General features: G+C 62.3%; 8 protein-coding genes and 1 rRNA gene. 3 read left to right on the forward strand and 6 right to left on the reverse strand.

Going from position 1 to position 10,770, the window contains the following annotated elements; genetic code table 11:
* Positions 1-261: 261 nt before the first annotated feature.
* Together EA187_RS20945 and EA187_RS07825 are read left to right on the forward strand one after the other, a co-directional pair.
* Entirely contained in the window at positions 262-720 is a 459-nt protein-coding gene (locus EA187_RS20945; RefSeq protein ID WP_127779873.1) for a hypothetical protein, read from the forward strand.
* 81 nt (positions 721-801) lie between these two features.
* Complete coding sequence (locus EA187_RS07825; RefSeq protein WP_127779874.1) at positions 802-1,605, forward strand: hypothetical protein; 804 nt, start codon at positions 802-804, stop codon at positions 1,603-1,605.
* A 406-nt stretch (positions 1,606-2,011) separates the two neighbouring features.
* On the opposite strand, the gene EA187_RS07830 is transcribed toward EA187_RS07825, so the two are convergent.
* The 5 genes from EA187_RS07830 to EA187_RS07850 form a co-directional block, all read right to left on the reverse strand.
* Positions 2,012-3,688, reverse strand: coding sequence for a 1-acyl-sn-glycerol-3-phosphate acyltransferase (locus tag EA187_RS07830; protein ID WP_164856102.1), 1,677 nt, complete (start codon positions 3,686-3,688; stop codon positions 2,012-2,014).
* A gap of 325 nt (positions 3,689-4,013) precedes the next feature.
* The gene (locus tag EA187_RS07835; RefSeq protein WP_127779876.1) at positions 4,014-5,009 is read right to left on the reverse strand and encodes an NAD-dependent epimerase/dehydratase family protein; all 996 of its coding nucleotides are present in this window, start codon (positions 5,007-5,009) and stop codon (positions 4,014-4,016) included.
* On the reverse strand, positions 5,006-6,703 hold the full coding sequence (locus EA187_RS07840; protein ID WP_241250181.1) for a fatty acid CoA ligase family protein: 1,698 nt from the start codon (positions 6,701-6,703) through the stop codon (positions 5,006-5,008). Before EA187_RS07840 ends, EA187_RS07835 begins: the two co-directional genes overlap by 4 nt.
* Positions 6,700-7,593 (reverse strand): alpha/beta fold hydrolase, encoded by an 894-nt coding sequence (locus EA187_RS07845; RefSeq protein WP_206524219.1) that lies wholly within the window; start codon positions 7,591-7,593, stop codon positions 6,700-6,702. Before EA187_RS07845 ends, EA187_RS07840 begins: the two co-directional genes overlap by 4 nt.
* A 32-nt stretch (positions 7,594-7,625) precedes the next feature.
* Entirely contained in the window at positions 7,626-8,657 is a 1,032-nt protein-coding gene (locus tag EA187_RS07850; protein ID WP_206524220.1) for a 3-oxoacyl-ACP synthase III, read from the reverse strand.
* Between the two features lie 323 nt (positions 8,658-8,980).
* On the opposite strand from EA187_RS07850, the gene EA187_RS07855 reads away from it, so the two are divergent.
* Complete coding sequence (locus EA187_RS07855) at positions 8,981-9,946, forward strand: hypothetical protein (RefSeq protein WP_127779877.1); 966 nt, start codon at positions 8,981-8,983, stop codon at positions 9,944-9,946.
* 707 nt (positions 9,947-10,653) lie between these two features.
* Here the strand turns inward: EA187_RS07855 and rrf are convergent.
* Positions 10,654-10,770: ribosomal RNA gene (gene rrf / locus EA187_RS07860) — 5S ribosomal RNA — on the reverse strand.

The following is a 10,770-nucleotide window of genomic DNA, read 5'->3' on the forward strand; positions in this document are numbered from 1 at the left end:
ACATAACGCGGTGTCATGCGTTTTTACAGGACACCCCGCGAAACCCCCGGCAGGCGCAAAAATCACCCTTTGATTTTTGCGCCTGCTTTGCTTAACGTCCCTTCCATTGACGCAATGTAACACGTGCTCACCAGCACGAAGCCCCCGAAAGGCGCTTCTGACTGGGGAGTCAGTTTCGGGTTTGATCCCCGTTCCCGCTTATGCTTTGGTATCCCCACTTCGTTCCATAATGCTGATTCCGCCCCCTTCAAAGGAGTCTCCATGCGCTACAACTTTGGCCCAAAAGCCAGCTGGTTCGCGCTGCTTTTGAGCGCATTGCTCATGGCCACGGCCTGTAACACCACCGATCCCACCAACACTCAGCCTACCCCCGATAACCAGGTCGGCGAGGATACCGGAAACAATCCCGGTCCCGAAGACGACACCGGAAACAATCCCGGTCCCGAAGACGACACCGGAAACAATCCCGGTCCTGAAGATGACACCGGAAACAATCCCGGCCCTGAAGACGACGCCGGAAACAATCCCGGTCCTGAAGACGATGCCGGAAACACCCCCGAGCCAGCAGCGCCCGTGGGCTCGATCGTGCAACAGAGCGCCGGCGCCCAGAGCGCCAGCTCGGAGAGCTACCAGCTGCGCCTCAACCTCGGCGCTCCGACCGCAGCTCCCGCAGAGAGTTCCAGCTACAAAGCTCGACCGGCCGTAGGTGCCGGCAACTAATACGGATGGATGAACGCCCCCAACGCTCTGACCCAGACCTATCTGTACCTTCCAGACAAAACTCAACTCAGGGGAGAAAACATGAACACTTCCAGACTGCTCACCGGCCTCGCCACCGCCCTGGCCGCCACCGCCCTTGCGCTGCCCTCCGCGCTTGCTGAAACGCCCGCGCTCTACCCGGTTCAGGGCTACCTCACCGACGCCGATGGCGCTCCCATCGACGGCGAACTCGACATCCGCTTTCGCCTCTACGATGCGTCTGAAAACGACGTCTTCACCGAGCTTGCCACGGTGAACATCGACAACGGCGCCTTCACTCACTACGTCGGCTCGGTCGAGAGCCTCGACGCCGAACTTTTTGCGCAATTCTCCGAGCTGAGCCTGGGCGTCAAGGTCGGCACCGACAGCGAAATGAGCCCCCGCATGGCTGTGGGCTCGGTGCCCTACGCCGCGCGTGCCAACAGCGCCGCGGTGGCCGACGTCGCCGCCGAACTCGCCGGCTTCAATTTGTTGGACTTCGTCCCCCGCGACGAGGCGGCTTCCATCACCGCCGGCATGCTCGCCGAGGGGTCTGTCGATGTCGCGGCGGTCGACGGTGCTCAGCCCATCTACCGCGTGACCAACGATTTTTGCGACGTACGTCCAGGGACGCTCTCGTTTAGAAGCAAATGCTACGCCAACCAGAAGCACGTCGATAGCTGCAACAACACATGTAACAGGCAAACTCGCGCGCGTATGTGTAATGGCCATTGTGGATGCGTTAATCACACCATCATCTTAACCCCCTGCCCTATCGGACAAGTTTGTCCGCCGCCTCCCCCCAACCCCTGGCCCTCCGCTCCGCAATGCGACAACGAGCTGGTCGGCCACATCCTGCCCCAGTGATGCCTCACCCATCACTGCCGCAAAAAGCTAAGGCGCCACAGCGCGCCTGAACCCTGCAGCCCGCACTCCATGAACCCGCCCAGGCCCATCCTGTGGCGGGTTTTGGAGTTCTTGGCCGGGCGTCAGGCCTTTTTGCATGTTCGGACGCCTGGCACCCGATCTTCTGCATCTGCTCTGCGCCCATGTTCGGACGCCTGGCACCCGAGCTTCTCGAACGCCTGGCACCCGATCTTCTGCATCTGCTCTGCGCCCATGTTCGGACGCCTGGCACCCGATCTTCTCGGACGCCTGGCACCCGATCTTCTGCATCTGATCCACGCCCATGTTCGGACGCCTGGCACCCGATCTTCTCGCCATGTTCGAACGCCTGGCACCCCATCCCCCCGGATATCATTCATGGCATAGCTCAGGGCAGCGCGCGCATCGCATCCTCAAAAGGACGCACCCGGTTGCCGTAAAAGTAGATGACCTCAAGCTTCTGCAACATCACCCCGTCAGCCCAGGTCTTGACCACCTCGGGCACGTGGTACATGCGCAGATACTCCAGCCCCTCGTAGACCACCCGGTCGGGCGCGGCCTCGTGCAAAAAGGGTGAGAGCTGCACCTTGCCACTGCGCTCCAGAGTCTTGAGGCGAGCGAGCGCATCTTCCACCCCGGCGTGGACCTCCTCCCAGGGCAAAATCTCCTCGGCCCCAAAACGCACCAGCCGGTAAACATCCCAGCCCGGAAATCGCCGCTGCAGACGATCGAAAAGCACCCAGCTCACCACCTGCGTGGGCATCAATACCGTATGCTCAAGAAAGGCCTGCGCGATGCGCTCACCGGTATGGCGGGTGTACTGGCGGTCGCGGGCAGCGTCTTCAACCACCTCGCCAGTGCGCGCCGAACGCACATAATCGATGCGATTCACGCGCCGCCCCCGGCTATCGTAGCTCTCCCCGTCGACCCGCACCCGATTGCCAAAGGTATCCAGCGGCTCGCCAAAACGCAGGATCGTGGTGGAATCCATCTTCATCGTATTCATCACAAAACGCGTGATCGCCGAGAGCTGATTGAACTCATCATTCTCCAGCAGGTAGCGCCCCTTGCCCTCGCGTTTGAAATGATCCTGAATCAGGCTATCGGCCTCCAACACCAGGTTGTAGTTGATCGTCAGCGGCACGATGTAGACCGGCTTCGCCTGCGGATCGCGCATCAGGCTGTGGATGTAGCCGCTGAGCGCCGTCCCTAAGAGCCCCAGCTTCAGGTGTTGCTCCACCGCATTGGAGCGGCTGCGCGTCCCTCCCGGGAAAAAGAGACTGTGGTAGCCCCGCTCGATCAAGACCTGCGAGTAGGTCTTGAGCACATCTTTATAAAGACGATGCTGGAGGCGCCGGTCGACCTTATACGCCCCCAGGTTATGCATGAAGAAGCCCATCAGGGGGTTGGTAAAGAGATTCTTTCCCGCCCCGTATGTCACCGGCGGCAGCCCGGCTTCGTAGAGCGCCCATCCCACCAGAATCGAGTCCATATTGGAGCTATGCGTGGGCACAAAGACCAGAGTCCCTTTCTTCGCAAGCACCCGCAATGTGGCCAGATCTCCCTGCAAGACCACCCGCTGCGTCAGATCGCGCACGTGCGAGAGCGTCTCACGCAGCTCGCCGACCCGCGTGGGCATGGTGGCCACTCGCGGCAGGTCCTGGGCCTTGAACAAAAAACTCAACCCGATGGGCAGCGCCCCGGTGGCCATCTTGTAAACCCAGGGGTTAAAGCGCCCGGCCAGATCATCGGCGTAGCTCTCGACAAGCTTCCAGAGGATCTCGCGCTTTTTGGGCTCGGGCATCGTCGCCAGACGCCGGGACATGCTGCGCCACCAGGCGATCGAGCGCACCTCCTCCTCCGCGCCCCGCTCCCGCTGAAGCCGGGCGATCTCCTGGTAGGCCGCGTCGTTGAGCACGTACTCAATGCCCGCCCCCCGCGCGTCGCGCGAGGCCCGCACAAAGTCATTAAACGCACGCCGGCTGACCTCAGCCACCAGCTGCGAGCGCTCACTCGCCAGGCGAAAGAGCGGTGAATCATCCTGCCTCGTCCATGCATCAAACATCGGGGCCTCAGGGCGCATTCAGTGTGTTCGGGCGCTCATCGTAGATCTGCTACAACAGGCTGGCAACGCGGCTCGATGGCCTGGCACCCGGGAAACTTCCCAAAACGATCGGACGCCTGGCACCCGGGCAACCTCTCAAAAACGATCGGACGCCTGGCACCCGGGCAACCTCTCAAAAACGATCGGACGCCTGGCACCCGGGAAACTTCCCAAAAACGATCGGACGCCTGGCACCCGGGCAACCTCTCAAAAACGATCGGACGCCTGGCACCCGAACAACCTCTCAAAAACGATCGTTCGCCTGGCACCCGAACACGCGATACGTTCAGAGCCCGGTCTTGCGAATCCACGCGCCCAGCTCGACCATCCCTTCCTCAATGGTGCGCTGGGGCGCGTAGCCAAAATCCCGGCGCGCCGCAGAGATGTCGAAGTAGTGTGCCGTGGATAGCTGTTTGGCCAGAAAGCGCGTCATCAAAGGCTCCTCGCGCTTGCCCAGCGCCCTATAGGCCGTCTCCATCGCCCAGCCCACCGCGTAGGCCACCCCGGCGGGCACCTGCGCCTTAAGCGGCTCAAGCCCACCGCTCACAAGGATCTTATCGATGAGCTCTCCCACCGCCATCGGCTCATCCTGGGTAATGAAGTAGGCCTTGCCGGCGGGCTTCCCATCGCCTGCCAGCGCCTCGGCAGCCAGCAGATGCGCGCGCGCGGCATCGTCCACATAGACCGAATCCACCAGCGCTCTGCCATCACCCACCCGCTTGAGCTTGCCGCGCCGTGCCCGATCGATGATGCGCGGCACCAGATGATTATCGCCCGGTCCCCAGATCAGATGCGGGCGTAATGACACGGTTCTCAACGCGTCACTGTTCGCCGCGAGCACCGCTTTCTCCGCCATCGCCTTGGTCTCGGGGTACGCCGTCAGGTACGTCGAGGGATAGGGCACCGACTCATCGACCCCTTCAAGCGGATCATCGCCGTAGACCACGCTCGGCGAGCTGGTGAAGATCAGGCGAGGAACGTTGTGGGTGCGACAGGCCTCAATGATGTTTTGAGTGCCCACCACATTGGCCTGGTAATAGTCCTCATAAGGCCCCCACACGCCGGCGCGCGCTGCGACATGGTAGACTTCCTCACAGCCTTCCACGGCCGAAGAAACCACCTCGGCATCGGCCAGATCACCGCGCATCACCTCCACGCCCTTCGCACGCAGATTCGGATAGTCGCCGCGTGCCAGCGAGCGCACCTCATCCCCCCTGGCAAGCAGGTGATCGACAATCGCCTCGCCAAGAAATCCACCGCCTCCGGTGACCAGAACCTTCATGCCAGCTGCTCCCGCGCCCATTCGGTGAGCGCTTCTCGAAAGATCTTCGAATTATGCCGCACGTCCACCGGGAAGCCCGCGTGAAAGAGCACCTCTTTCATCCCGCGGGTAAGCTCGTGCTTTGCGCCGATGGCCAGAAGCTCTTCGCGCACCTCATCGCGCACCGCGCCCTGATGCTCCGCCTCAAGCTCCACGCATAAGACGGGCACCATCTGACCCGCACGCTTCACCCCGACCAGCGCCGTGCGAAAAACCGCCGGATGGGTGTTAAAGATCCCCTCGACCGGGATCGTGAACATCGTGCGCTCCTCATCGAGCACCACCCGATGGGTCTTGCGGCCGCAAAACCACATCCGCCCCGACGCATCGAAATACCCCACATCGCCCATGCGATGGCGCACCTCTTTACCATCGGCGATCTTCGCGCCACGGGTCGATGCGTCGCGGTTGTAGTAGGCGCGGGTGACCTGCGGCCCTTTCACCACAAATTCGCCAATCTCACCCGGGTTGAGCACCTGCGCATCGTCCCAGCTCGCGATCGGCTCATCGGTGATGCTAATCACCTTCACCTCGACCCCATCGACCGGGAAACCCACACACACGCCCTTCCCCACATCGGTGGCTTGAGCCGTCTCCCCCAGAATCATATCGCTGCCGATCGAGGCCACCGGCAACGACTCTGTGGCCCCGTAAGGCGTAAAGATCTGCGCCCGCTCATCGAGCATCGCCTTCACTCGCCGCAGCGTCACCGCCGGCACCGGCGCCCCGGCCGAGATCACACGGTTGAGACCGGGCAGCTTCACCCCCTCGGCCTCCGCATATCGCCCGAGCTTGTTGAGCACCGCCGGCGAGCCAAACATGTTGGTGATGCCCATCTGGCGGATGGGTTCGATGAGGTTTCGCGGATCGACATTGCCCGGATTCGCAAAATCCATATCCGGCACCACCGTCGTCATCCCCAGCGCAGGATCAAAGAGCGCAAAGAGCGGGAAGGTCGGAAGATCGACCTCCCCGGGCTCAATCGCATACGTCGCTTTGATCAGCGCCACCTGCGCCGCGAAGTTCCCGTGCGTGTACACCGCCCCCTTGGGCACCCCGGTGCTCCCGGAGGTAAAGAGGATCGCCGCCATATCATCGGGCTTGACCCGCGGCGGCTCCCAGCCATCGACAGCTGCCCCCTTCTGACGCACCTGCTCGAGTGTGAACCCGCCCCACAACCAGCGCCGTCCCACGGTCACGCAATGCTCAATCGTGCCTCGCCCCCACCCCAGCGCCAGGCGCGCCGCGTGAGCGGCGGGAATGCCAATAAAGGCCTGGGGCTCGGCTTCAGCCAGACATACCTTCAGGTTCTTAAGGCCCATCCCCGGGTCCACAATCACCGGCACAACCCCGGCCTTAAAAAGACCGAAGGTCAGCGCAAAAAACGCCATCGAAGGCTTGACCATCAACACCGCGCGGATGCCCGGCACCACGCCGATGGCGTGCAACCCGGCGGCAATCTCATCGCTGACCCGATCCAGCTCGGCGTAGGAGGTCGTTTCGTAGCGCCAGGTGCCATCAGGCGCGCGCGAGGTCGGAAAGTGAATCGCCGGAGCATCGGGCATCGCCTGCGCCATCGCGCTGATCGCCCGCGCGATGTTCGGATCGGGCATCTCCCCACTGCTCGCATCCTGGGCCGTTGCCGGTGCGCTCATGCGCCCTCCCAGGCATCCGTGCTCTGAATGAAGCCGACGATCTTCGGAATCAGATCGTCACGCCGATCTTCGAGCACGTAATGCCCCGCCTCGGGATACTCCGCGTAGGTAGCCTGGGGATAGATCTCCTTCCAACGCGCCAGGAAATGGCGGTCGAAAACGAAATCCTTATACCCCCAGCCGATGAAGATCGGACGATCCCCGAGCGAAGGCAGCGCCGCCTCCGTCTGACTGACCAGCTCGTAACCCGAATCCCCCGGCGAGAGCGGGATATCCTGCACAAACCTCAGCGTGGCGATGCGATTGGCTGGCGTATCGTAGGGCGCCTCATAGGCCTGACGCACCTCCGCCGGAAGCGGCGATGTCACACACACACGGGAGGCCGTCCGGCTGAACGCATTGAGCTTCTTGACCAGAACCGACCCCACCGCAGTGTCGCGCGCCACTTTGAGCGGGAGCGGAAAAGACTTGGTCTTCGGAAGATGAAACGCCGCGGTATTCAACAACACGATGCGCCCCACCAGATGCGGGTTCCGAGCCGCAAAGGTCATCCCGATCATGCCGCCCCAGTCGTGAAGCACCAGCGTCAGCGGCTCCCGCAAATCGAGCGCCTTCACAAGGCTCTCCAGATCCTCGACACGTCGCTCCAGCGTATACGGATACGCGCTGGCTGCGGGCTTATCGGATCGACCGCAACCGATGTGATCGGGCGCAATGGTGCGATGCCCGCCACGCAACGCCTCAATGAGGTTGCGGTAATAAAAAGACCAGGTCGGATTGCCGTGTACCATCAACACCGCCGGGCCCTCACCCTCATCGACATAATGCAGGCTGTGGCCGTCGGCGACCTGATGAAAGTTCGGCGAATAGGGGTAAAGCGAGGGGCTCACAGCCTCCTGGCTCGGGTGAAGCTGTGGTTGGGTCAAAACGCAATCTCCATCATCGAACAGTTTAATCCGCTGCCAATCCCCATAAGACCCACCCTCTCGCCGGGCTGCACCCGGCCCTGATCCACCGCCTTTGCCAGCGCGATGGGAATGGAGGCGGGGCCGACGTTTCCATGATCGTGGTAGATCTTCAAAAAACGCTCGCGATCGAGCTCAAGCGCCTCGGCCACCCGCGTCATGTGCACCGCGCTGACCTGGTGAGCACACACAAGGTCGAGCCCCCCGGGTGACCACCCCAGCTCATCCGCCGCGCGGGCAAACGTCTTCTGGCCGAGTTCAACACCGCGCAAAAGAAGCATCGCCGCGTCGGTTTCCATCCAATCGCGTTGGCCGCGGCAGAGCTCATTATGTTCGCTCGCCGACTCCGTCACCGCCCCCACCACACGCGGCGCATTCGCCGCGAGAAGATCGCGCCGGCCCAGCACCATGGCAGCCGCCCCCGAACCCAGGGTCAGCGTGGCGAGCTGGTCGCGCATCTTCTCTACCGGGAAGTCGGGTTGATTAAGACGCGCAATCGTCGCCTCAATCACCTCCAGGCTGGACTCCCCGTTGACAACCATCCCGTACTCAATCGAGCCCCGCTCGATCATATCCCCCACGACCTGAATGCCGTTCAAAAAGCCCAGACAGGCGTTGCCCACATCAAAGTTCAAACAATGCGAACTCAGCTCCAGGCTGCGATGCACCATTGAGGCGACCGAGGGTTCCACGAAGTCGCGGCAGACCGACGTGCTGATGAGCACGCCGATCTTCTCACGCGCCACCCCGGAGCGCTCCAGCGCACGCCGTCCGGCCATCGCCGCCGGCACACTTGCCATCACGCCCTCAGGCCACACGCGCCGCTCGGCGATGCCGGTGAGCTGGTAAATGAGCCCCCGCGTCGGCAGCCCCGCGCGTTTGAGCGCTGGCTCCAGCCTGGCCTCAATCGCCCCGGAGCTGATTGCACGCGGAGCGCGCATCTCTGCGAGTCCCGCCACTGCCACATTCTCGAACTTCACAACACTCATCGAACTCCACCTCGTCTGTGCGCCGGGAGTATGCCCGCCGCCCCCCGCCCTATCAAGGGGATCTGAAGGTCGGCCGCCTTGACGCTAAAAGACGCACGGTGTTAAGACCACGCGTCTTTATGCTCGAAATTGCACGCTGATGCGGCCATCGCGGGACTGAAGATCTGCCGGCCCCCCCAGGTTTCGGGTCGGCGCAGCCGAGGAGGACGTTTCGCGTCAGGTGGCTCGTCGCATCGCGCAGACCTCCTCCTTGCTTCACCGGGTCCACCGCTGCCTTTACCGACCGCGCCGAACTCGACGAGCGGCGCCACGAAGGGTTCGTCATGGAAATGCTCTACATCGCCATCGGGGTCGTCGCCTTCATCGCCGGCATCGTCCTCTTTATGGAAGGCAACCGCACCAAGCGCGCCTACCTCGCCGGCCTGGCCGATCTGGATGCTCGTGAGAAGAAGCTCGAGAAGAAAGAAGGCTCCACCAAGAAGATCGACAGCGATAAAGCCCCCAAGGCCACGCCCTCCGTCGACACCGGCCGCCTGGAAAAAGAGCTCGCCGAAGCTCAGAACGAGACCAAGTCGCTGAAATCACAGGTCTACGAGCTTAAAAACGAACTCAAAGAGTCGCGCCAGAACGCCCGCAAGGCCCGTGAAGAGGCTGCCGGCGTCGACCAGACCGCGCTCCTGGAGGCCCGGGCTGAAATCGCCGACCTCAAAGCGAAACTCGCCAACGCCGACCAGCGCGTCAGCGCCGCTCGCGCCGAAGCTCAGGCCAGAGTCGCCGAAGCCAAAGCCGCCCCGACACCCTCCGCCCCGGAGAAGGTCGAATTCGACACCGACGAACTCGCCCGCCAGCGCGACGAAATCGAACGCTTGCGCGCACGCATCGAATCGCAGAACAAGGCCCAGGCCGACGAGGTACGCAGCGCCGAGCAGGATCTGAAACGCAAGCTCAATAAAACCGCTCGCGAGGTCGACAAACAGCGTCGCCGCGCCGACAACAACGACAAAGCCTACAAGGTCACCCAGCGTCAGCTCGACGCGGCTCGCGAGCGCGTTGAACTGCTCGAAGAGGAGCTTAAGCGCGCTGGCTTTGCCAGCGAGCAGGCCCAAAATGTCGAAACGATCGAAAACGCCGACAGCGCCAAACCCGCTGCAAGCGATGAAAGGGCGGACGTGAAAGCAAGCCCCGCTGCCGTCGAAACGACTGAAAAGTCACCGGCCGCCGAGAAAGGCCACGATGCCGAGAAGACCGAAGACGCCGAGAAGGTCGAGGGCTCCGAAGCGAAGCCCTGAGCACAATCGTGCGTTGCAGGAGATCACAAACCGCCCGGGAGACCGGGCGGTTTTTTTGTGCCTGCTGCCTGGCGAACATCGATGATGGAGGCCGAGTTCTATTCGGGTGCCAGGCGCTCGAACACGTTGTCGAGACTCAGATGCGCACCTTTCGCACAGCTCGACAAACGTCGCATACCATGCGTTCGATTACGTTGCCCGGGATCGGGTGACAGCCGCTCGAACACGTTCTTAAGATTCAGATGCCCACCTTTCCCACGGCTCGATCAACTTCGCATACCATGCGTTCGACGATGTTGCCCGAGATCGGGTGCCTGGCACCCGATCATGGTCACCCGCTCTTCCTGCACGATCGAACGCCTGGCACCCGTTCATCGCAGCACCCGATCTTCCTGCACGATCGAATGCCTGGCACCCGATCTTCCTGCACGATCGAATGCCTGGCACCCGATCCTCGCGTTCGATCGAACCCCTGGCACCCGTTCATCGCGTCCGATCGAACCCCTGGCACCCGATCGAACGCCTGGCCCCCGATCTTCCCGCCCGATCGAACCCCTGGCACCCGTTCATCGGTATCGAACCCTCCAGCTATCCCACCGAATCCGCACCAACGCTCCTTCCCCACACGCCCCTTCCCCGACGCCAAAACACAAAAAAGCCCGCCCCCTTCTACTTACGTAGAAGGGGGCGGGCTTTTGTAATGAAATGGTTGGCAGCGACCTACTCTCCCACGACCTCTCGGTCGCAGTACCATCGGCGCTGGAGAGCTTAACTTCCGAGTTCGAGATGGAATCGGGTGGACCCTCTCCGCTCTAGCCACCAAC

Source organism: Lujinxingia sediminis, from assembly GCF_004005565.1.
GTDB classification, from domain to species: Bacteria; Myxococcota_A; Bradymonadia; order Bradymonadales; family Bradymonadaceae; genus Lujinxingia; species Lujinxingia sediminis.